Annotated in this window: 23 protein-coding genes; 21 read left to right on the top strand and 2 right to left on the bottom strand. The window is 30.1% G+C overall.

Annotated elements, in window-relative coordinates:
* Positions 1-108 precede the first annotated feature (108 nt).
* The 14 genes from MPF19_RS10210 to MPF19_RS10145 all read left to right on the top strand — a co-directional run bounded on the left by MPF19_RS10210 (position 109) and on the right by MPF19_RS10145 (position 11,351).
* Complete coding sequence (locus MPF19_RS10210) at positions 109-672, top strand: TetR/AcrR family transcriptional regulator (protein ID WP_249988158.1); 564 nt, start codon at positions 109-111, stop codon at positions 670-672.
* Between the two features lie 73 nt (positions 673-745).
* The gene (locus MPF19_RS10205; RefSeq protein WP_249988157.1) at positions 746-1,303 is read left to right on the top strand and encodes a carboxymuconolactone decarboxylase family protein; all 558 of its coding nucleotides are present in this window, start codon (positions 746-748) and stop codon (positions 1,301-1,303) included.
* A 93-nt stretch (positions 1,304-1,396) separates the two neighbouring features.
* Positions 1,397-1,711, top strand: a complete 315-nt coding sequence (locus MPF19_RS10200) for an EthD family reductase (protein WP_249988156.1) — start codon at positions 1,397-1,399, stop codon at positions 1,709-1,711.
* A gap of 2 nt (positions 1,712-1,713) precedes the next feature.
* A complete protein-coding gene (locus MPF19_RS10195; RefSeq protein ID WP_249988155.1) occupies positions 1,714-2,409 on the top strand; it encodes a haloacid dehalogenase type II in 696 nt (231 codons plus the stop codon).
* Positions 2,410-2,427: 18 nt separating this feature from the next.
* On the top strand, positions 2,428-3,096 hold the full coding sequence (locus tag MPF19_RS10190) for a hypothetical protein (protein WP_249988154.1): 669 nt from the start codon (positions 2,428-2,430) through the stop codon (positions 3,094-3,096).
* Between the two features lie 78 nt (positions 3,097-3,174).
* Positions 3,175-3,831 carry a DsbA family oxidoreductase gene (locus MPF19_RS10185; RefSeq protein WP_249988153.1) on the top strand — a complete coding sequence of 219 codons (657 nt, stop codon included), beginning with the start codon at positions 3,175-3,177 and terminating at the stop codon, positions 3,829-3,831.
* Between the two features lie 30 nt (positions 3,832-3,861).
* Entirely contained in the window at positions 3,862-4,527 is a 666-nt protein-coding gene (locus tag MPF19_RS10180) for a peroxiredoxin-like family protein (protein ID WP_249988152.1), read from the top strand.
* A gap of 82 nt (positions 4,528-4,609) precedes the next feature.
* Complete coding sequence (locus tag MPF19_RS10175) at positions 4,610-5,419, top strand: DUF6503 family protein (protein ID WP_249988151.1); 810 nt, start codon at positions 4,610-4,612, stop codon at positions 5,417-5,419.
* A gap of 223 nt (positions 5,420-5,642) precedes the next feature.
* A complete protein-coding gene (locus tag MPF19_RS10170) occupies positions 5,643-6,083 on the top strand; it encodes a thioredoxin family protein (protein WP_203392278.1) in 441 nt (146 codons plus the stop codon).
* Position 6,084: 1 nt separating this feature from the next.
* Positions 6,085-7,065, top strand: a complete 981-nt coding sequence (locus tag MPF19_RS10165; RefSeq protein WP_249988150.1) for an FAD:protein FMN transferase — start codon at positions 6,085-6,087, stop codon at positions 7,063-7,065.
* Positions 7,062-7,274 carry a DUF4266 domain-containing protein gene (locus tag MPF19_RS10160; RefSeq protein ID WP_203392276.1) on the top strand — a complete coding sequence of 71 codons (213 nt, stop codon included), beginning with the start codon at positions 7,062-7,064 and terminating at the stop codon, positions 7,272-7,274. The genes MPF19_RS10165 and MPF19_RS10160 overlap by 4 nt, the downstream gene beginning before the upstream one ends.
* Positions 7,275-7,386: 112 nt before the next feature.
* Positions 7,387-8,670 (top strand): DUF3570 domain-containing protein, encoded by a 1,284-nt coding sequence (locus tag MPF19_RS10155; protein ID WP_249988260.1) that lies wholly within the window; start codon positions 7,387-7,389, stop codon positions 8,668-8,670.
* A 131-nt stretch (positions 8,671-8,801) separates the two neighbouring features.
* Complete coding sequence (locus MPF19_RS10150; protein WP_249988149.1) at positions 8,802-9,635, top strand: helix-turn-helix domain-containing protein; 834 nt, start codon at positions 8,802-8,804, stop codon at positions 9,633-9,635.
* A 213-nt stretch (positions 9,636-9,848) separates the two neighbouring features.
* Positions 9,849-11,351 carry an aldehyde dehydrogenase family protein gene (locus MPF19_RS10145; protein WP_203392274.1) on the top strand — a complete coding sequence of 501 codons (1,503 nt, stop codon included), beginning with the start codon at positions 9,849-9,851 and terminating at the stop codon, positions 11,349-11,351.
* Between the two features lie 141 nt (positions 11,352-11,492).
* Here the strand turns inward: MPF19_RS10145 and MPF19_RS10140 are convergent, their stop codons facing one another.
* Entirely contained in the window at positions 11,493-11,924 is a 432-nt protein-coding gene (locus tag MPF19_RS10140) for an FKBP-type peptidyl-prolyl cis-trans isomerase (protein WP_203392273.1), read from the bottom strand.
* Between the two features lie 758 nt (positions 11,925-12,682).
* Here MPF19_RS10140 and MPF19_RS10135 point away from each other — a divergent pair.
* Together MPF19_RS10135 and MPF19_RS10130 are read left to right on the top strand one after the other, a co-directional pair.
* Positions 12,683-13,399: a phospholipase D family protein gene (locus MPF19_RS10135; protein WP_249988148.1), complete on the top strand. Its 717-nt coding sequence runs from the start codon at positions 12,683-12,685 to the stop codon at positions 13,397-13,399.
* A 134-nt stretch (positions 13,400-13,533) separates the two neighbouring features.
* Entirely contained in the window at positions 13,534-14,361 is an 828-nt protein-coding gene (locus MPF19_RS10130) for a Helicase associated domain protein (RefSeq protein ID WP_249988147.1), read from the top strand.
* 172 nt (positions 14,362-14,533) lie between these two features.
* Here the strand turns inward: MPF19_RS10130 and yddG are convergent, their stop codons facing one another.
* The gene (gene yddG, locus MPF19_RS10125) at positions 14,534-15,436 is read right to left on the bottom strand and encodes an aromatic amino acid DMT transporter YddG (protein WP_249988146.1); all 903 of its coding nucleotides are present in this window, start codon (positions 15,434-15,436) and stop codon (positions 14,534-14,536) included.
* A 314-nt stretch (positions 15,437-15,750) separates the two neighbouring features.
* Here yddG and MPF19_RS10120 point away from each other — a divergent pair, with 314 nt between their 5' ends.
* The 5 genes from MPF19_RS10120 to MPF19_RS10100 all read left to right on the top strand — a co-directional run bounded on the left by MPF19_RS10120 (position 15,751) and on the right by MPF19_RS10100 (position 21,361).
* On the top strand, positions 15,751-16,554 hold the full coding sequence (locus tag MPF19_RS10120) for a hypothetical protein (RefSeq protein ID WP_249988145.1): 804 nt from the start codon (positions 15,751-15,753) through the stop codon (positions 16,552-16,554).
* A 243-nt stretch (positions 16,555-16,797) separates the two neighbouring features.
* Positions 16,798-18,381 (top strand): hypothetical protein, encoded by a 1,584-nt coding sequence (locus MPF19_RS10115; protein WP_249988144.1) that lies wholly within the window; start codon positions 16,798-16,800, stop codon positions 18,379-18,381.
* A gap of 131 nt (positions 18,382-18,512) precedes the next feature.
* Positions 18,513-19,100 (top strand): hypothetical protein, encoded by a 588-nt coding sequence (locus tag MPF19_RS10110; protein ID WP_249988143.1) that lies wholly within the window; start codon positions 18,513-18,515, stop codon positions 19,098-19,100.
* A gap of 320 nt (positions 19,101-19,420) precedes the next feature.
* Positions 19,421-20,494: a Fic family protein gene (locus MPF19_RS10105; protein ID WP_249988142.1), complete on the top strand. Its 1,074-nt coding sequence runs from the start codon at positions 19,421-19,423 to the stop codon at positions 20,492-20,494.
* 120 nt (positions 20,495-20,614) lie between these two features.
* Positions 20,615-21,361 (top strand): hypothetical protein, encoded by a 747-nt coding sequence (locus tag MPF19_RS10100; protein WP_249988141.1) that lies wholly within the window; start codon positions 20,615-20,617, stop codon positions 21,359-21,361.
* The last annotated feature ends 104 nt before the right edge of the window (positions 21,362-21,465 follow it).

Raw genomic sequence — 21,465 nt, 5'->3', positions numbered from 1 at the left:
TAAACCATACTGTTTTTCTTAATATTATCTTAAAATTCAAAAGAAAACATCAAAATGTTTTTTTTATTACTAACCGATTGTTTAGATTTGCATCGTAGTTAGGATATCATGGCAAGAAAAAAAGAATATAATGAAGATGTAGTCGTTGAAAAAGCAATGAAACTTTTTTGGCGAAAAGGGTATGAAACAACTTCTATGCAAATGCTAGAAAAAGAAATGGGCATAAACAAATTCTCTATCTACTCTAGTTTTGGTAACAAACATGGTCTATTTCTAAAAAGCTTAAAATGCTACAAAGGAAAAGTAAATGCTGTTTTAGATAAATTTAAAAATGCTTCCAACGGAGTTGAAGACATTAAACAATTTTTCTACGATTCTGTAAGTTCTAATTTTAAAGGCGACGATATAAAAGGTTGTTTGGTAACAAATACCTATAATGAGTTTTCAGAATCTGAAGATGCATTAATTAAAGAAGAAATGAATTCTTTTATGAATAACTTAAAAGCGTTAATCATAGAGAAACTTAAGTTAGACGAATCAAAGGATATAGAAACCATAGAAAAACAAGCCAATTTTCTGCTTTTAGCCAAACATGGTTTAGCAGCAGCAGCAAGAGTAAATAGTAAAAAAGAAATTGAAGATTACATAGAAATGACCTTTAAAAACATATAAACATTTTTTTTACCCTAAAACTAAACGATTGTTTAGTTAATATTAACATAAATAATAAATTAAAATAGAAATTATGACCACATTAAAAATTCACAACATTGAAACTGCACCAGAAGCAAGTAAAGCATTATTAGAAACATCTAAAAAAGCCTATGGTATGATTCCTGGATTACATGGTGTATTAGCTGAATCTCCACAAATCTTTGAAGCGTACCAAACGTTACACCAATTATTTACAGATACTTCTTTTAATGCAGAAGAATTAACGGTAGTATGGCAAACCATCAACGTAGAACATGCATGTCATTACTGTGTTCCTGCACATACAGGTATTGCAAAAATGATGAAAGTAGATGATGCTATTACAGAAGCTTTACGTACTGAAACTCCTTTAGCAAACCCTAAATTAGAAGCTTTACGTACGTTAACTTTAATAATTACGCGTAATAGAGGACATGTTTCTCAAGAAGAATTAGATGCTTTTTATGCAGCTGGTTATGGTGAGAAACAAGTTTTAGAAATCATTTTAGGTTTATCCCAGAAAGTAATTAGTAACTATACAAACCACATTGCTAATACACCGGTAGATGCAGCTTTTAAAGCTTTTTCTTGGAGTAAAGAAAAAGTATAATATTCTTAAGAATATAAATTGAAAATAATTTAAACCTTCCGAATCTATCGGAAGGTTTATTCAGTATTAAAAACTATATTTAAAATAAAAAATATGATTAAAGTTTCTGTAATGTATCCAAATAGTAAAGACATTCAATTTGATGCAGCATATTATAAAAAAAGTCATTTACCAATGATTTCTAAAGCACTTGGTAGTGCGTTAAAAGGGTTGGAATTAGATTTAGGAATTGGAAGTAGAATTCCAGGAGAACCGGCTCCTTATGTAGCAATTGCACATTTATTGTTTGATGATGTTGCTTCTTTTAAAGAATCGTTTGGTCCGCATGCTGCTGAATTTGCTGCCGACATAAAAAATTACAGCAATGTACAAGGAGAACTTCAAATTAGTGAATTGATAACTTTTTAAAGATGAAAAACAACCGTAACATAAAACCGAAAGTACTTTTTTTTGATGTAAACGAAACTCTTTTAGATCTTACCAAAATGAAAAAACAGGTTGGTGACGCTCTGGGCGGAAAAGAAGAATTACTGCCTTTATGGTTTACAACGATGTTGCACTATTCTTTAGTAACATCCGCAAGCGGAGATTATAAACCTTTTGGACATATTGGTGCCGCTGCTTTGCAAATGGTGGCTGCTAATAATGGCATTAAATTATCCGAAGAAAATGCGCGCAAAGTAACTGTAACTGCTATGCAAAACTTACCTCCTCACCCAGAAGTAAAAGAAGCATTATTGCTATTAAAACAAGCGGGTTACAAATTAGTTGCGTTTACAAATTCATCTATCAAAGGTTTAAAAAATCAATTTGAAAATGCAGGGTTAACCGATTATTTTGATGAAATGTTAAGTGTTGAAGAAACTGGTAAGTTTAAACCTTTTACGGAGACTTACCTTTGGGGAGCATCAAAAATGGGTGTACATCCAGAAGAATGCATGTTAATTGCAGCACATGGTTGGGATGTATACGGAGCAATGAGTGCCGGTTTAAGAGCTGCTTTTGTAGCAAGACCTGGTCAACAATTATTTCCGTTAGCGCCCAAAACAGAAATTATAGAAAACGACTTAAAAAAAGCAGCAGATATTCTAGTAACTTATCAGTAAAAAGGCATTCAAGGAAACATGAAGATAAAAGAAGTCAACATAAAAAAAATAGCAGAACATTGCGTAGAAAATGTATTTAGAACAAATACAAATTTACCTGGTTTTGTGTACCTTAACTTCGGAGAAAATAGAACTTCATCTGAACTTAGGGCTATTATGGTTGCGCTAAAAAATGAATTATCCGCTTTTACATTAAGGAGATTCAATAAAAATTTAAGTTATCATTGGTTGGTTCGTTTTGATCAACAAGTTAGCACTCCTTTTCATGTGGATAATGCAGAAGCCCAATCTTTTTTAATGTTGGGTTACGAGCCAAGTGCGGTAGAAAGCGAATTGTATATTGCTGATTATTATAAATATGCGAGTGAAGATAAGAAGGCTTCAGAAGCGTATCTCAAAAATTTTAAGCCTGTATTTAAAGAGGATGAAGCTTTACTTACTCCGTATATTACCAAGCTAACATCATTTAACAAACATACATATAAGATTGTTTTAATTAATAATAGCAATCCAAAACAAAGTAGAGAAACCTTAGGTGTATTTCATAAAGCAAAAATTGTGAAACCCGATTTAAATAAAAGTAGAATAGTAAATTCAATGATTTTTAATATGTTATCAAAAGATACTAGTATTGAAGATAAAAAAAAAGAAAATGCTTTTTTAAATACTGATATTATAAGCAAATAGTAATTACTTTTTCGTCTTTTAAATAAAAGTCAAATTAGTAATTATAACTTTAAATAAGCCTAAAATAAACATAAAATTATGACACAAAAATTAAAAATAGACATCGTTTCTGATGTTGTTTGTCCGTGGTGTACCATCGGATACAAACGTTTAGAAAAAGCAATTATAGAATTGGATCTTCAAGATAAAGTAGACATAGAATGGCAACCTTTTGAGTTGAACCCAAATATGCCTGCAGAAGGTCAGAATGTAAACGAACATATTACAGAAAAATATGGTTCTACAACCGAGCAACAAAATCAATCGAAACAAATGATGACGGAAGCTGGCGAGGAACTTGGTTTTAAATTCGATTATTTTGATGACATGCGCATGGTGAATACCTTTGATGCACACGTTTTATTAGAATATGCGAAAAATTTTAATAAACAAACTGAATTAAAAATGCGCTTAACAGCTTCTTTTTTTAGCGAACGTAAAGACGTTTCTAAAAGAGACATCTTAAAACAAGCCTTATTAGAAGTTGGTTTAAATGCAGAAGAAGGACTTGCTAAATTAGACAATGAAGATGCACAAAACGAAGTAAGATTCAAACAAAATTATTGGAAAAATTTGGGTGTCAATTCTGTACCAACTATTGTCTTTAATAGAAAAAGTGCGGTAACTGGTGCACAACCTGTAGATACTTTTAAACAAGTACTTTCAGAATTAATGAAAGAGGAACAAACCGTTTAAAACTGCCAATAATTACTTAAAAATAAAAAAATGGAAGCAACAAGCAATAAAGAAACATTAGACGCATTATTAACCGAAAAACGAAATGAAGGTGCAGCAAAATTCACCAAAGAAAAGAATAAAATTTATGCAGACGGAATTACAAGTGTAGCGGATTCTGGTATACTTGAAAACGCTTTAAATGTTGGTGATAAAGCTCCTGATTTCAGCCTAAAAAATGCTTTAGACGAATCTGTATCTTTATACGATGAATTAAAAAACGGACCAGTAGTTTTAACATGGTACAGAGGTGGTTGGTGTCCGTATTGTAATATCACGCTACATTATTTACAAGAAAAATTACCAGAATTTCAAGAAGCAGGTGCAACACTTATGGCTTTAACTCCTGAATTACCAGATAATTCTTTAAATACATCCGAAAAAAATAATTTAGAGTTCAATGTTTTAAGTGATGTTGGCAATACTATCGGAAAAGAATATGGTGTTGTTTTTAAACTAACTGATGAAGTTGCCGAAATTTATGAAGCAGGTTTTGGTTTAAGTAAAGTAAACGGAGAGACCAGCAACGAATTGCCTTTAGCTGCTACGTACGTTATAGATACTAACGGAATTATTCAGTACGCTTTTTTAGATGCAGATTATAGAGAAAGAGCAGAACCATCCGCTATTTTAGCTGCTTTAAACAAGCTGAAATAACCATTGAACCCAAATAACTGATTCTTCTAATTCTCTAAGCAACAACAACTGTTCACTTACAAATTAACCAATTTAAACAAATATGCAAACTACCAAACTCCTCTTCATCGCTTTTAGTTTCTTCTTCTTTTCTTGTGGAAATAAAAAAACAAATTCAGAAAAAGAAACTCCAATTACCTTTAAAAACAAAGGCCATGAATTGATTTACAACACGGTTCAAAAAACGGGAAATTATCAAATGCTTGCAGCTAAAAAAGATGTGGTCTACTCCTACTCTTACCAAACGCCAGATGGAAAAACAGACATCTCTACAGAAAAATATATTTTTGACGGAGAGTTTTCTTACGGTGCCTATACAAAGCACGAAAGAACGTTAACGGACTTAGAAGGTAAAGTAGAACAAGGCTATGACGGAAACGAATATTGGTTAAAAAATAATGGCGAAATCATAACAGATTCTGCAGCCTTAAAAAAAGTTGCTTTTAACAGACCTACTAATTTTTATTGGTTCTGTATGATTCAAAAATTATTGGATCCTAGTGTACAATATCAATATATAAAAGAGCAAACAATTGAAGGAACTGCTTATGATGTTGTTAAAATAACTTTTGAGGCGAACCCAAATAAACCGCAAGATATATACCAAGTGTACATTAATAAGGAAACTAAATTGATAGATCAATTTCTTTTTACGGTAATGGATTTTGGAAAAACAGATCCTCTTTTAATGCAAATGAAGTATGAAAATATAGACGGAATCTTAATCCCTACACAACGTAAATACAAAGCCTCTAATTGGGATGCAGAAGTTACAGATGCTCCTTGGATTCTTGTAAACTGGACCAATATTAAATTTAATAACGGCTTACAAAAAGCGATTTTTAAAAAATAATTAAAATACTTGTAGTAATTAATTTAAACCATTTTATATAGATCCTTCAGGTTTTCAGAAACCTGAAGGTTTCTTTCATTTAAAACGATTCAAATAAAAAAGAATATTCCTTAAAAATTAAACAAATAAAGTCCACTTTTGTACAACATAAAAAGCGTCTATTCGTTTTAACCTTTTGGCATCATTTATGTTCATACACTAAAGAATAAAAAGAAATAACTTCATGAAAAAAATAATAGCAATAGTAGTATTAATACTTACCACTGTAAGCACTATAAATGCACAAGAATGGCATACTAATTTTAAGGAAGCAAAACAAATTGCATCAACAGAAAGTAAACCTATCATATTGGTTTTTCAAGGTTCAGATTGGTGTGCACCTTGTATTAAATTAGATCGCCAAATTTGGAGTACTCCTACTTTTAAACAATATGCAAAAGACAACTATGTAATGCTGCAAGCAGATTTTCCGAAGCGAAAGAAAAATGCATTGTCAGATGCTCAGACTGCCGCAAATGCCAAATTGGCTGAAATGTATAACAAGAGAGGTATTTTTCCTTACGTAGTAGTACTCAATGCAAATGGTAAGGTTCTTGGTGAAACAGGTTACAAGAAAATTACACCAGAAAATTACATTAAGGAACTTAATATGTTTACAAAATAAAGTGAAAAAAGTACTTACCTCCTTTTTATTGCTAATATCTATTGTTTGTGCAGCACAAACACCCTATAAACGAGTCCTCAAATTAATGGGAAGTCGTTTTGATATTACGGTTGTTGCCAACAATAAAATTCAGGGAGATATATACATCGATTTGGCGGTTGCCGAAATTACTAGAATTGAAAAACTTATTTCTTCTTGGGATACGCATTCACAAACTTTTTCCATCAATAAAAATGCAGGTATTAAACCTGTAAAAGTAGCTCCTGAACTTTTTAATTTGATTGAAAGAGCTATTCGAATATCAAAACTTACCGATGGTGCTTTTGATATTAGCTATGCATCTATGGATAAAATATGGAAGTTTGATGGCAGCATGAAAGCAATGCCATCAGAAGAAACAATAAAAACATCGGTTGCAAAAGTAGGGTTTCAAAACATTGTTTTAGATAAAGTACATAGTACTGTTTATTTAAAACTGAAAGGAATGAAAATTGGTTTTGGCGCCATTGGTAAAGGATATGCGGCAGATAAAGCAAAAGCGCTCCTTATTTCTAAAGGTGCTGTTTCTGGCATTATCAACGCCTCTGGCGATATGAATACTTGGGGAAAACAACCTGACGGAAAAGAATGGAAAGTAGCCATAACAAACCCAATAAATAAGAATAAAGTATTTGCTTTATTCCCGCTTAATAATGGTGCTGTGGTTACTTCTGGAAATTACGAAAAATACGTTAACTTTAATGGCAAAAGATACACACATATTATAGATCCAAGAACAGGATATCCTTCTACCGGAATTATAAGTGTTACCGTTTTTGCACCCAAAGCAGAATTAGCAGATGCACTAGCAACCTCTGTATTTGTAATGGGGAAACAAGTAGGTTTAGATAGAATTAATCAATTACCAAAAATAGAATGCATCATCATAGATGATAAAGGAAATATTACAACATCAAAGAATATAGAAATAGATAAATTATGATTAAAAAGTGTATAATCGCTGCATTGATAACAATTAGTTTTAGTAGTTGTGTGGTGCTTAAAGAATACGAAAAAGTAAATATAAACGACCCAGATATGGTGCTTTCTGAAAAAAAAGCAGACCGTAATGTTGCCACAGCACAAGCATACAGAGAAGCTGCCGTTGGTGCCAATGGAGGTAAAACTGGTGGAGGCTGTGGTTGTAATTAAGGAAACCCTTTTTTAGAAACCAAAGCTAAAATCAACATTTAAATTATCCCGCTGAAAAGCGGATTTTAATAATAAATTATTCTCAAATCAATTGAAAAATATAATCCTATTTATGTGTTTATTTGCTTTTGTAAAAGTGAATTCACAAACTAAACAAGACGCACCCAAAGTCTATAAAAAACGCGTGCTAGAAACTACCGAAGTAGATTTCTTAACAAGTTACTACTCTCAAGATGGTGATAACGCTGCCGTAAGTGGTGGTATTGGCTCGGAATCGTTAACCGATGTAACCGGAACTTTTGTGGTTTCTATGCCTTTAAACGATGACGATATACTAACTATAGATGCTGGTATTTCTGCATACACATCTGCATCATCTAGTAATATTAACCCTTTTGATGGTGATAACGCAGATCCTTTTCAGGCTTCTTCTGGTGCTTCTAAAAGTGATCTTTGGGCAAACATAACTGGTAGCTATACACATAGTTCAGACGATAGAAATGATATTTGGTCTACCAAACTAGCCATTTCTTCAGAATATGATTATTTTTCTTTTGGTCTTGGCGGTAGCTATACCAAACTTTTCAATCAGAAAAACACAGAAGTAAGTGTGCATGGTAATGTATATATCGATTCTTGGGAGTTGCTCTATCCTATAGAATTGAGAGAAGCTAACGGAGATAAAAATGATTTTAACATCAACAATTATACAATAACTGGTAATACAAATTACACGCCTACTTTTGTTCCTTTAGATGGCACCGCTAGAAACTCGTATTCCGTAGGTTTTGGATTTTCTCAAATACTGCATAAAAATGTACAAGGTTCTTTGGCTTTAGATTTTGTAAAACAGGATGGTTTGCTATCCACTCCCTTTCAAAGAGTTTATTTTAGTGATGTAGCAGATTCTTTTGTAGAGAATTTTCAGCTTGCTGATGATATTGAACGTTTGCCAGATGCTAGATTTAAAGTAGCTGTTGGTGGTCGTTTAAATTGGTATTTAAATGAAATTGTTACGCTTAGAACTTTTTACCGTTATTATTCTGATGATTGGGGAATTTCTTCTAACACGGCAAGTATAGAAATACCTGTAAAAATTACAGATAAATTTACCTTATATCCGTCATACCGCTATTACAATCAAACGGCAGCAGATTATTTTAAACCTACCCAAACGGCACTTTCTACGGATGAATATTATACATCTGATTATGATCTCTCTAAATTTACTGCCAATCAATTTGGTTTTGGGGTTTCTTACACCGATATTTTTGCAAAAGCACACATTCGTAATTTTGGTTTAAAAAGTATCGATTTAAAGTTTTATCAGTATGATAGAGATACTTCGTTTAGCTCTAGTATAATTACCGCAGGATTTAAGTTTGTAATGGATTAAATATCATCCATTTATTTAGAAAACTAAAGGTTCCTTTTGATTAGAAAACAATCAAAAGTATTTTTCTATGCCCCTTTTTTTGTTTAAAAATACTAATTTTACAATCTTTCACCCACAAAAACAAAGACTGAATGGCAATTGAAAACATCCCAGAGATATACATAGATAACACTAAAGAGAGTTTAGATTTATTTGTGTACGATTTTAAAATGACCAGTGACGTTGTTAAAAGCAAGGTTAATTTAGGGATGAATATGTTTAGTTTTTTACAAGTTGGTAAAAAGCAAGTGCATTTTGCAGATACTGCTATTGCTGTAAATAAAGAACAGTCTTTATTATTAAAAAAAGGAAATTGGCTTTGGACAGAATTACTAGACACAGAAGCTATTTATTACTGCAAACTTTTCTTTTTTTCTGAAAAAAAACTCACCAATTTTTTAAGCAAATACACCAACAATGTAAAACCATATAAAGAAGAATCTGCTTATTTTGTGATAGAAAACGACGATTACATAGCTTCCTTTATCAGCTCTTTATCTTCTAAAACATTTTCCAAAAACAGCTATAGCACTGCCCTACTCTCTCTAAAGTTTGATGAAATAATGCTGTATTTATTAGACAAATATGATACTAAATTCGAGTATTATTTACATTCTTTAATCTCTAAAGAAATATCTCCATTTAAAAAGACTATAGAAAGCAATGTAAATTCTAATTTAAAAATAGAAGAAATTGCTTTTTTATGTAACATGAGTTTATCAACTTTTAAACGTCATTTTACAGCCGCTTATAACGAACCTCCAGGAAAATGGTTTCAAGACAAACGTCTTCAAAAAGCAAAAACACTCTTACAAGAAGGTACTTTAACACCATCTGATATTTACCTAGATATTGGTTATAACAACCTGTCTAACTTTAGTATAGCTTTTAAAAACAAGTTCGGAATAAGTCCAACGGATGTTTAAAATTAACTAAATAAACCATAAGAGATTAAATAACAATACATTAACTAAATATTAATTTATTTACTTCACCAAGAAAAGAATATTGAACTATTTTCATAAGCTATTGAACCAAATCAATAAATAAAACCTTTAGATACCAACATACATTTGCACCATGCTTACAAACAAGAGATTTTGTAAGAAACTATTAAACATAAATAAAAATATATAATTATGGCAAATGTAACAAAACCTGTATTTAAAGAAAAGTACGGGAACTTTATTGGCGGTAAATTTGTAGCACCCGTTAAAGGTCAATATTTCGAAAACAGATCTCCAGTAGACGGAAAAGTATTTACACAAGCAGCACGCTCTACAGAAGAAGATATTAATCTTGCTTTAGATGCGGCTCACGAAGCTTTCCCTACATGGAGTAACACATCTGCTACAGAACGTAGTAATGCGTTATTAAAGATGGCTCAGGTTATGGAAGATAACTTAGAGTATTTAGCAACTTTAGAAACCATTGATAACGGGAAACCAATTCGTGAATCTCTTGCAGCAGATATTCCTTACTGTATAGATCATTTCCGTTATTTTGCAGGTGTTATTCGTGCTGATGAAGGAAGTATCTCTGAACACGATAAAGACACGGTAAGTATCGTTTTACATGAAGCTATTGGTGTTGTTGGGGAAATTATCCCTTGGAACTTCCCAATGTTAATGTTAGCATGGAAAATTGCTCCGGCTTTAGCTGCAGGTTGTACAGCAGTAGTTAAACCAGCAGAACAAACACCAACAAGTGTTATTATGTTAATGGAACTTATTGGTGATATTTTACCAGCAGGTGTTTTAAACATTGTAACTGGTTTTGGTAATGAAGCAGGTGCAGCTTTAGCAACCTCTAAACGTATTGCAAAATTATCTTTTACAGGTTCTACAGCAACAGGTCGTACAGTATTGCATAATGCAGCAGAAAATATTATTCCTGTAACTATGGAATTAGGTGGTAAATCTCCAAACATTTTCTTCCCATCTGTAGCAGCTCAAGACGATGAGTTTTTTAGCAAAGCTATAGAAGGTGCATTAATGTTTGCTTTAAACCAAGGTGAAATTTGTACATCTCCGTCTCGTATTTTAGTACACGAAGATATTGCAGATCGTTTTGTAGAAAAAATGCAAGAGCGCTTAAAACTAGTAAAACCAGGAAACCCATTAGATCCAGAAACCATGATTGGTTCTCAGGTATCTAAAGCGCAATACGAAAAAATACTAAATTATATTAAAATTGGTATTGAAGAGGGTGCTGCTGTTTTAGCAGGTGGTGAAGCTGGTAACTATGAAGGTGAATTGGCCGAAGGTTACTACGTACAACCAACGGTTTTAAAAGGTGATAATAAAATGAGAGTGTTTCAAGAAGAAATTTTCGGACCTGTTGTAGCCTTAACAACCTTTAAAACTACAGAAGAAGCGATTGCTATTGCAAACGATACTCCTTACGGATTAGGTGCTGGTGTTTGGTCTAGAGATGCACACGAATTATACCAAGTACCACGTGCTATACAAGCAGGTAGAGTTTGGGTAAACCAATACAACACCTACCCTGCACACGCACCTTTTGGTGGTGTTAAAGAATCTGGTTTCGGACGTGAAAACCACAAAATGGCTTTAGATCATTACCGTGTTGTAAAAAACATGTTAATCTCTTATGACAAGAAACCAATGGGCTTCTTTTAAGTAAGAAACCACATTCAATTATTTAATAAAACCTCAGATTCGTCTGGGGTTTTTTAATTTTAAAAAATTATTATTTTACAAACAAAAACAGCCTTTGTTAAATAAACAAAGGCTGTTTTAATATATTTAAAAAAAATTACTTTATGCTGTAATTTCTACTACTTCAAGGTCAAAAACAAGATCTCTACCTGCTAAAGGATGGTTACCATCAATCACAACGCTATCATCTTTTACTTCAACAATCATTAAGTTCATTTCTTGTCCTTCTGGAGACTTAGAAACCAATCCCATACCAACTTTTGGCTCCATATCTTGTGGAAGATTCGCTTTCGCAACTTCTTGAATTAATTGTTCATTTACTTCACCATACGCTTCTTCTTTAGCAATAGTAATAGTTTTCTTTTCATTCACTTTCATGTCAATTAAACCTTGTTCAAAACCAGGAATTAATCTTCCTTCTCCTAAAACAAATTCAACTGGCTCTTTCCCTTCAGACGTGTCAAAAATTTGTCCGTCTGCTAATTTACCTGTATAATGTACTTTTACTTTGTTATTCGCTTTTACTTGACTCATACTATAATTAATTTGAAAAAATAGCCGTTGCATAATTCTTACACAAAAACTATTTTAATTTAAACTTACAAACGCTTCGCTGCCATAACCAAGCCAAAATCAGGAATTTTAATGTCATTTTTTTTAATTAACCACATTTAAAAACAAGAAATAAAGCGCTATCTCTCTTATAGTAACCCACAACAAGGTTTCTACCTTTTTAATAATTAAAATGAACGTGTATTATTGAAACCGCAACTTTGTCAGTCTTTGTTAGAAATTTATCGCTTTTTATGACAGGTTTGTTCTTTAAAGAAGCTTTTCTTTTTGATAAAATGGAGAAAACTCATAAAGTTACTTAGGTTTATGTTATCTCGGTGATGGGTATTCTCCTTACGTCGGATGACAAAGTTGGTGAGTTTATTTTACATTTTAGCCATTACTTCACGCACTGCTTGTCATTTCGACCAAAGGGAGAAATCACATAAGGATGATTTGTTTTTGTGTTTTCACTGTTATGGGATTTCTCTTAAAATCGAAATGACAAAACTGAGGTGTTTTTTAGGTTGATAAATAACAAATTACTGTTAATAAGTTAAACTCTATACACCTCATTTAAATTGTACTTTTATCCTGAAAAATTCTTCCCTCATTTGCTATGAAAGAATTTCAAACAAAAGACTTAAATAATTGAGCATATTCTCCTAATAAAGGATGATATGAGGAATTAAGATAAATATATAAACAAGTTAGGGGCAAGCAAAAACGAACGACAGTAAATGAAAACAACTTTTTTAGGACACGGACTTGATTCTGGAAATAAAAATAATGTCGGAAAACAACTTGCGATATCATTTGAAAGTAAGGATTATAAAAAATTCAATGGGTTTGTTGCATTTGCTTCAATTTCTGGAGTTAAAATGTTACAAAAATACATCGATAAAGCTAAATTAAATTACGACCAAATTCGTTTTTATATAGGAGTCGACAATAGAGGAACTTCAAAAGAAGCTCTTGAATCTTTATTAAATCAAAATATTGAGACTTATATTTATAGAGATAAGAGAGATTTTGTAACATATCATCCGAAATTATTCTTATTTGAAGGTGAAAAATTTACAAGAGTAATAATTGGCTCTTCAAATCTAACAAGTCAAGGAATTAAAACAAATTTAGAAGCTTCAATTCAATTAGATTTCCGAACAAAAACAGACAAACAAGGCAAAAAGCTAATTGAGGAAATAAAGGGATACTATTCTAAACTATTAGACCTTTCATCATCAAAAATTCATTTACTTACAGAAGATTTATTACAAAATTTAGTTAAGGAAAATTTACTATTTCACCAATTTGGTGGAGATGGTGAGATTAAAGAATCAATAAATAATGACGGAGAAAACGTAGAAGATGAAAAAGAAGATATTATAATTACAGACTTCAATATTGAGACAGGTTTTAACAAACTGAAACTTCTACAATTAGAGATAATTCAGTAAATTTCGGGAAAAACGATTATGATAAATTTGAGACTATAGTTGAAAGATATGTCATTTATAAGCAGAATAAAAGACCTTCAGGAATAGTAAGTAAACACACCGAAGACAGACAGTTATTTTATTGGTATCAAAAAATGCACGCACTTTATAATCAGGGTACAAAATCATTTCCTTTTGAAATTTTTGAAAAACTATTAGACATAGACTTTCCATTTGACGGAATTGGGAGAAAACGAAAGCAATTAATAAAATGGAATAGCGATTTTAAGAAAGTTATAGATTATAAAAATAAAGTTAACCCGAATAGTGAATATACTTATGTACCACAATTCAGAAATAAATCAAATACATACTATAAATTAGGTATTTGGTGTGCTTATCAAAAACAGCGAAGACGAGAAAATCCAAATTACCCACCAAAATGGTCTGAATATGAAGAAGAAAAAATGGAATCTATTAATTTCGTTTGGGATAAGACTGCAATGGGAAGTATGCCAAAAGATGATAAATGGTCAGATAGCCTTGTAGAATTAGAAAATTATTATCAAAAACGCAAAAATTTTAAAACAGTTCCTTCTCAAGAAACATACATTGGACATTGGCTTAACGACCAAATGACATTAAAAAACAAACAGGACAGGGAAAAAATAAGTGATTTAATAAGTCCAATTCGAATAGAATTATTGGGAGAATTATTGTCAGAAAATGGAATTGAATGGGAATGGGGAAAACAAAAGGAACGTGAAGCAATTGAAAATAAAATTGAAAGTTGGAGAATAGTTGAAACTCTTAAAAATAATGGAACTTTAAAAGATTATAGAGATAAGAACCCTGAACTATTAAAGAAATATCGTGATGATGTTGCTCAATTAAAAAGTCATAGTAAAAGATGGAATAACGAAAAAAATAATTGGAAATATGAAATAGTAGATAAAGGAGGTTTTCCTTATAAAAAACAGTAAAAATGCCTGCCCCTAACACCGTATAAACTTTATTGCTGGTTTTAGCTCACTTGAGAAATTCCTCCGGAATTTCGACGTTCGTGTTTTATTTAGTAAATTCACTCCTTAAACAACACAACAAAGCTTAAACAATAACCTTAGCAGAAATACCAAACCTAGTAATATCTAAAATTTAATTTCTGTTTTTAAGTTTCTTAGTAGATAACCAACACAAAATAGAACCAATACAAACAAGTATTGCACCTTGCCAAAATGATAAACCTAAAGCTGTTGACAATATCATAGAAGAAACTGCTGAAGAAAAAACAGGAATAAAATAAGAAGCTCCAGTCAAAATTGTAACATTTCCTTTCATAATACCAACATTCCAAGCAGCATAACCAAATCCCATACAAATAGCTGCCAAAATCAAATAAATTATTGATTCTAAGTTGAAATTAAAATTAGAAATTTGATTTCCAAACAAAAAGAATTTTACCCAAAGCACAATTGCAACAAGCATAAAAAACAAAGTAATACCATTTATTCCTTTTGCTAATTTTATCGTTACAACACAATAAGCTGACCAGAGAATTACACCTACAAATGCTAAAGTATAACTCAATGGATTACTTTTGATATTTAAAATCATTTGAGAAATATCTATTCCTTCATCACCACCCAAAACCCACATTATTCCAACCATAGAACATAAGATTCCAGGAATGATTAACCAATTTGCCTTTTTTGTATGAAAAACTACTGTTGCAACCATTGTAAAACTTGGCCATAAATAGTTTACCATTCCAATTTCAATTGCTTGTTTTGAATTTTGGGAATAACCAATAGATAATGCAAGACAAATTTCATAAGCAACAATTAAAAATCCACCTAAAATCAAATACTTCTTAGAAAATTTCTTTAGTGGTACCCAACCTACACTAAAAATCAAAAAAAGAAATGCAACTGTATAAATTAACGCAGAACCACCAATTGCACCAAATGAATTACTAACCTCTTTAATTAATGCCACAATAGCACTCCACAAAATTATCGCTGAGAAACCAATTAATGTCCCTTTAGTAATTTGGTTCATAAATAAAATCTTGAAAAATTATGAATGCAATTATAGTAAAAAATCGGTACTTCTGCTAGCAAAGTACTGTGGAAAAAAACAAGTAAAAACTCATTAACTTTTCACTAAAACACTTCTATAATTATTATTATAAGTTAATCTTGAAAACCTTATATAATTTGTACTTTTATCTTGAAAAATTCTTCACTCATTTGCGATGAAAGAATTTAAAACTAAAAACTTAAATAATTGAGCATATACTCCTAAAAATGGGGAATATGAGAAGTTAAGTATATAAACATCTTGGCTTTAATTCCAAAAAAATGCAAAATACTATGAAAATTTATTATTTCATTCTCTTTTTTATTTTATCAAATAGTATATCATCTCAAAATTTCGAAATTATCGCAAAAGGGTCATACGTGAACAAATTAAATGATGACCCTATGCTTTTGATATTTTTCCATCAAAACGATTCTTTAAAAATATACACGAACAATCAGTCAGTACTCAATCTCTCTCCTAAACCAAAAAAAATAATATCTATTGATGTTTTAAAAGATGAAAAAGCAAAAAAACTATTCGGAGAGTTTGGGAAAAATGGAGTAATTCTTATCAATTCAAAAAAGAAATATTGGAAACAATTAAGTTCTTATAAGAATAATTTAACATCAAACACTATAGCTATTGAAGTATTAAAAACTCTTGACACGATATTCCTAAAAAACATCCATCCTAATATTCAATTCGAACAAGAATTGATTTTGAATAATTATTCTTTAAAAACAAGAAAAAAAGGAGAAAACCATATTTCTAATAATCTGAAATTATACCTAACATCAAATAAACAAAATTCCATTTCTGATAAAATTATCATTAATCTAGAAAGGGTAAAAGAAATAATGATACCAAAAATTTCGTTTAATCATTATTCTCAAAATGAATATTCGTTAATATATGATTTGGACACAAACAAGTTAATTTGGAATTTTAGGACTTATAAAAATGATAAAAATGGAAAAGAAAAATATCAGAATTCAAAAGGATTTTACACTGTTGAAATTATAGAAATAGATGCTTTAAATGGAAATCTTATTAATCAAAGAATAGATGATAAAGTGCAAATAATGATACGATAAACTACTACTGTGTTAAATAACAAGTAAAAACTCATTATTTTTCGCTAAAACACTTCTATAATTATTATCATAAGTTAATCCTGAAAACCTAATATAATTTGTACTTTTATCTTGAAAAATTCTTCCCTCATTTGCTATGAAAGAATTTCAAAGTAAAAACTTAAATAATTAAGCATATACTCCTAAAAACGGGGAAATATGCGGAGTTAAGGTTAGAATATAAACACGTTGGCAGTCATAAAAATGAAGAAACTTACATTAATATCGATATTATTAATATTCTGCGGATGCTCACCGAAAATAAGTGAACATTTTGAGCAAAATAATTATATAAGAAACTTTAGTATTCACATTGTGAATGACTCTTTACAGCTATATTTTAAAACCCCAGCTGATATAACATATACAACTGAGAAAAAGGAATTAAAAAAAATAATTCGCAATTCAAACTTCAAATTAAAAGATAGTGTTCTCGTTTACGGTAGAACGAATGACCCTCCTTATGAATATTTTGTTACAGCATCAAAAAACCACAAACAGAATTACCCAAAAAAAATAATTGTTTTCGATACTTTAATTAATAACCAAACAATACAATTTATTGGAAATCCACTAACCGAAAACCCTAACAGAACTTTAGAAATTGATTTAAAAAATATGTTCAAAAGTTTAGAAGTTGGTAAAAGTTATAGAAAAGAGATTAGTACAGTTATGGATATTGTAAAAAAACATCAAAATTCTAATAAGTACTTTGCTATATTAAATGAAATTAGCGAATTCCCAACTTATGACAAACAAGAGGAATGGGCAAAACAACAAATGGAATTAACCTATTCATCATTCCTAGGAGAGAACAAATTTTATGAAAACTATTTAGACAAACTTGAATCTAGGTTTAAGCCAAACGATACAATTTCTAAAATAATAAAAGAGAATTTAGAAACTGGTTCAAAAGTTCTTGATACAATTATTAAAGAGGCTAAAAATCATAAAATCGTGATGATTAATGAAAACCATTTTTATCCCAATCACAGGTTATTGATTTCTGATTTATTAGTAAGACTGCGAGAAATAGGATTTTCATATTTAGCATTAGAAGCTTTAGATACTAAACAAGACAGTCTACTAAATCTAGAAAATTCATACCCAACTTTAGAAACTGGTTTTTATACAAGCGAACAGAATTATAGCAACCTTATAAGAAAAGCAAAGGAATTAGGTTATCAATTCATAGCTTATGAAAATACAGATAACAATAAAAACAGAGAAATTGGACAAGCTGAAAACATATTCAATAAAACATTTAAATTAAACCCTAACAATAAAGTTTTGGTACTTGCAGGAATAGACCATATTCTTGAAAAACCAACTAAGAAAGGAAAAGAATGGATGGCAACTATATTTAAAGAGAAATATAATATTGACCCACTTACAATTAGTCAGACACACTTAAATTCTTACAGAAAAGAAATAAATAATAACCTTGGTATTATAAACAGTAAATTCTTCGATAGCGACAAATTAAAGTCAGTTGATTATTTAGTGTTAAACAATGAAAATATCAAAAACAAAGATAACCCATCGACATTTTCATACCAAAACAAAATGAAAAGCGATGTTCAAGTAGCTTTATTCTATGGAAACGAAATCTCAAACAAATACGATTACCATAAAAAAGTTCCTTATTTTTCTACCATTTTAAAAAGTGGTAAAAAGTATAATTTGCCCATAAAAAAAAGTGGCGAAATATATTTATATGCATTTGACAAAAATGGAAAACGAGTTGATAAACAAATAATTACGCCTGCCAACACCGTGTATAATTAATTGCTGGTTTTAGACAATTTACGAAAGTCTTCGCGGACTTTCTATCTGTGATTTATTTATTAACTTTAGTGCTAAACCAACGCAGCAAATCATACACAACAACGTTGTCCAAAAGTTAAAAAAAAACTGAAATGAAAGAAAAATATTTAGGAATTATTTTGAGTATAATTTGTTTAAATTTAAGTTTTGGACAAAAATTACAAGAAGGACAAAAAAGGTGGAATTCTGAAAAAAAATTGACAATTAATGACTTCAAAATAAAAATTAGTGATAAAAATAATGAAGCTATTTACAGTCAATTTGTTATTTCTAATTCTGCACAAGGATTTGATTTCTTAAAACGGAACCTTAATAGTAATGTTGAAAATATATTCTTAGGAAATGCTTCTTGGATAGATACTACAAAGATTGAGAATATTAATAAACGAATTGAATTTCAACAAGCTCAATTTGATCTTGCCGAAATTCAAGCACGAAAATTTAGAAAAGAACTATTTATAAGAAAATGGAAAATATCTAAAGGTTTTGACATTATGAATAAAATCAGTAACGAAATAATGACAGAATTTTCTGAAACCCGGCTTAAGTTAATAAAAGAAACAGAAGGTGGTCAGAATGAAGAGAAACTTTCTGAATGGAAGGAAAAAATTGCAAATGAATTAAAAGAATTGAACGAATTTAGATTTGAAAATAAGAAGAAAATAAAACGAAGTAAGTAAAACCTGTGGGCAACAAAGTACTGTGGTAAAAACTCATTATTTTTCACTAAAACACTTCTATAATTATTATCATAAGTTAATTCTAAAAACCTAATATAATTTGTACTTTTATCTTGAAAAATTCTTCCCTCATTTGCTATGAAAGAATTTCAAAGTAAAAAACGAAATAACTACTCATATTACCCTGAAAAGTGGGGATATGAGGATTTAAAGTAAGGATATAAACAAGCTGTACTTAATGCGGGACAAAAAGTCGCATATCAAATTTATTTGAACTATTTTTTGTATTTTTGGTACATATAATATTTATTAGAGATAAAATGTCCCATAACAATAAACTTGCAAAACTCCCTCCAAAAAGAGAAAAAGTAGAAACAATTGAAATACTTCGTCAATTGAGTAAATCTTCAAATTCATTAGGAGAATTAAAAGGAATTGCTAAAACTATTCCTAATCAGGAAATGTTGATTAATGCAGTTGTTTTACAAGAAGCTAAAGATAGTTCTGAAATTGAAAATATTATTACAACTCAAGATGAATTATATAAAGCATTAGCTACAAACACAAAACAACCAACTCAAGTTAAAGAAGTTATAAATTATAGAAGCGCAATTTTTTCAGGGTTCGAATTAATTAAAAAACAAGGTTTTTTAAAGTTAAAAGATATTGAAACAATTCAAAAAACCATTATCGAAAATAATGCAGGAATTCGCTCGATGACTGGAACTGTACTAAAAAATGATAAAACTGGAGAAGTTGTCTATACTCCTCCACAAGAAAAAGATGACATTTTAGATTTATTAGGTAATTTCTTAGAACATTTTAATGTAAAACAGAACGATTTAAACCCATTAATTAATTTAGCAATTTTACATTATCAGTTTGAAAGTATTCATCCTTTTTATGATGGAAACGGAAGAACAGGAAGAATCTTAAACATTCTATACTTAATTATAAACGATCTTTTAGACATTCCTATTCTATATTTAAGTTCATATATCAACGAAAATAAAGCAGATTATTACCGTTTATTAAATACAGTTAATAATACTAATGAATGGTCTGAATATATAATATATATGCTAAAAGCTGTTGAAGTAACATCAAACAGAACTATTGAAAAAATAAACTCTATAAAAATTCTATTAGATGAAACTATACTATTTGCGCAAGAAAAAGAACCGAAAATTTATAGAAAGGAATTAATTGAGTTACTCTTTGAACAACCTTATTCTAAAATAGAGTTTGTAGTAGAAAGATTAAACGTTGAGAGAAAAGCAGCTTCAAGATATTTAAAAAAAATGGAAGAAATTGGAATATTAACTTCTCAAAAAATTGGAAGAGAAAGTGTGTACGTTAATACAAAATTGATAGAAATATTGAAAAAGCACTAAGTACAACACCGTATATAATTTATTGCTGGCTTCTCGCGGACTTTCTTGGTCAGTAATTATTTACTAAATTAGGTGCTTAAAACACGCAACAAAGCTTATACAAGAACGTTAGGCAAAATTATGAACAAAATACATTTCATTTTAATTATCTATTTGCTTTTATTAATTGGCTGTAAATCTGACAAAAAGAAGTCAGAGGAAAATATTGAAAGCCCAATACCTGAAAAGGTTATAAAAACTATTGAAAAAGATATGTTTCTGAATAGTTTTAAAATTGATACAACACTTATAAAAAAAGACGCATTTGGCGATTTAAAAATATCTAATTCAATAAAAAAAGACAGTATCTTATCATTATGTCATTGTAAAAAATACAAGAAAAATAATAGAATTAAGATACAACTTAAGACTGCAATACCTACACAAAAGGAATTAGATACAATGAGTGAAAGTTTTAAGAAAAGAAATAGGCTTTTACAGTTTGGAGATTTAAGTTCACGAAAGACTATAAATGGACAATTCAAATTTATAACAATCGTTTTGAAAGATAGTATTATCGAAAGTATAAATTTATATTCTAAATCTACAGAAAAAGAATACAATGGAATTGATTTTGATTCTTTATCAATAGATAAGTATAAAATAAATGTTTCCAAATTTAATTATTCTATAGCTTCTAATGTTTATGGGAATTTTGAACTTCATCTTGAAAAGAGTTTTGGTTTCTTTGAGAATGACACAATTCTGAAAGGGGATTTTTTATGCAATAATTGGAGAATAACGGAAAAAGAACAAATTAAAAACTGGAATATTAAAAAATCATTTAAAAACAGAAATAATGATAGAGGATTTAGAGTAAATCAATAAAACTTTGCCTAACACCGTATAAACTTTATTGCTGGTTTTAGCTCACTTGGGAAATTCCTCCGGAATTTCGCCGTTCGTGTTTTATTTACTAAATTCACTGCTTA

This window comes from Polaribacter sp. Z014 (genome assembly GCF_023555435.1).
Classification (GTDB): Bacteria; Bacteroidota; Bacteroidia; order Flavobacteriales; family Flavobacteriaceae; genus Polaribacter.
This window is presented reverse-complemented; position numbering and strand designations above follow the sequence as displayed.

Excerpts from the sequence above, each read along its gene's own strand:
- MPF19_RS10210 (WP_249988158.1), top strand. The coding sequence starts at position 109 with ATGGCAAGAAAAAAAGAATATAATGAAGATGTAGTCGTTGAAAAAGCA.
- MPF19_RS10205 (WP_249988157.1), top strand. The coding sequence starts at position 746 with ATGACCACATTAAAAATTCACAACATTGAAACTGCACCAGAAGCAAGT.
- MPF19_RS10200 (WP_249988156.1), top strand. The coding sequence starts at position 1,397 with ATGATTAAAGTTTCTGTAATGTATCCAAATAGTAAAGACATTCAATTT.
- MPF19_RS10195 (WP_249988155.1), top strand. The coding sequence starts at position 1,714 with ATGAAAAACAACCGTAACATAAAACCGAAAGTACTTTTTTTTGATGTA.
- MPF19_RS10190 (WP_249988154.1), top strand. The coding sequence starts at position 2,428 with ATGAAGATAAAAGAAGTCAACATAAAAAAAATAGCAGAACATTGCGTA.
- MPF19_RS10185 (WP_249988153.1), top strand. The coding sequence starts at position 3,175 with ATGACACAAAAATTAAAAATAGACATCGTTTCTGATGTTGTTTGTCCG.
- MPF19_RS10180 (WP_249988152.1), top strand. The coding sequence starts at position 3,862 with ATGGAAGCAACAAGCAATAAAGAAACATTAGACGCATTATTAACCGAA.
- MPF19_RS10175 (WP_249988151.1), top strand. The coding sequence starts at position 4,610 with ATGCAAACTACCAAACTCCTCTTCATCGCTTTTAGTTTCTTCTTCTTT.
- MPF19_RS10170 (WP_203392278.1), top strand. The coding sequence starts at position 5,643 with ATGAAAAAAATAATAGCAATAGTAGTATTAATACTTACCACTGTAAGC.
- MPF19_RS10160 (WP_203392276.1), top strand. The coding sequence starts at position 7,062 with ATGATTAAAAAGTGTATAATCGCTGCATTGATAACAATTAGTTTTAGT.
- MPF19_RS10155 (WP_249988260.1), top strand. The coding sequence starts at position 7,387 with ATGTGTTTATTTGCTTTTGTAAAAGTGAATTCACAAACTAAACAAGAC.
- MPF19_RS10150 (WP_249988149.1), top strand. The coding sequence starts at position 8,802 with ATGGCAATTGAAAACATCCCAGAGATATACATAGATAACACTAAAGAG.
- MPF19_RS10145 (WP_203392274.1), top strand. The coding sequence starts at position 9,849 with ATGGCAAATGTAACAAAACCTGTATTTAAAGAAAAGTACGGGAACTTT.
- MPF19_RS10140 (WP_203392273.1), bottom strand. The coding sequence starts at position 11,924 with ATGAGTCAAGTAAAAGCGAATAACAAAGTAAAAGTACATTATACAGGT.
- MPF19_RS10135 (WP_249988148.1), top strand. The coding sequence starts at position 12,683 with ATGAAAACAACTTTTTTAGGACACGGACTTGATTCTGGAAATAAAAAT.
- MPF19_RS10130 (WP_249988147.1), top strand. The coding sequence starts at position 13,534 with ATGCACGCACTTTATAATCAGGGTACAAAATCATTTCCTTTTGAAATT.
- yddG (WP_249988146.1), bottom strand. The coding sequence starts at position 15,436 with ATGAACCAAATTACTAAAGGGACATTAATTGGTTTCTCAGCGATAATT.
- MPF19_RS10120 (WP_249988145.1), top strand. The coding sequence starts at position 15,751 with ATGAAAATTTATTATTTCATTCTCTTTTTTATTTTATCAAATAGTATA.
- MPF19_RS10115 (WP_249988144.1), top strand. The coding sequence starts at position 16,798 with ATGAAGAAACTTACATTAATATCGATATTATTAATATTCTGCGGATGC.
- MPF19_RS10110 (WP_249988143.1), top strand. The coding sequence starts at position 18,513 with ATGAAAGAAAAATATTTAGGAATTATTTTGAGTATAATTTGTTTAAAT.
- MPF19_RS10105 (WP_249988142.1), top strand. The coding sequence starts at position 19,421 with ATGTCCCATAACAATAAACTTGCAAAACTCCCTCCAAAAAGAGAAAAA.
- MPF19_RS10100 (WP_249988141.1), top strand. The coding sequence starts at position 20,615 with ATGAACAAAATACATTTCATTTTAATTATCTATTTGCTTTTATTAATT.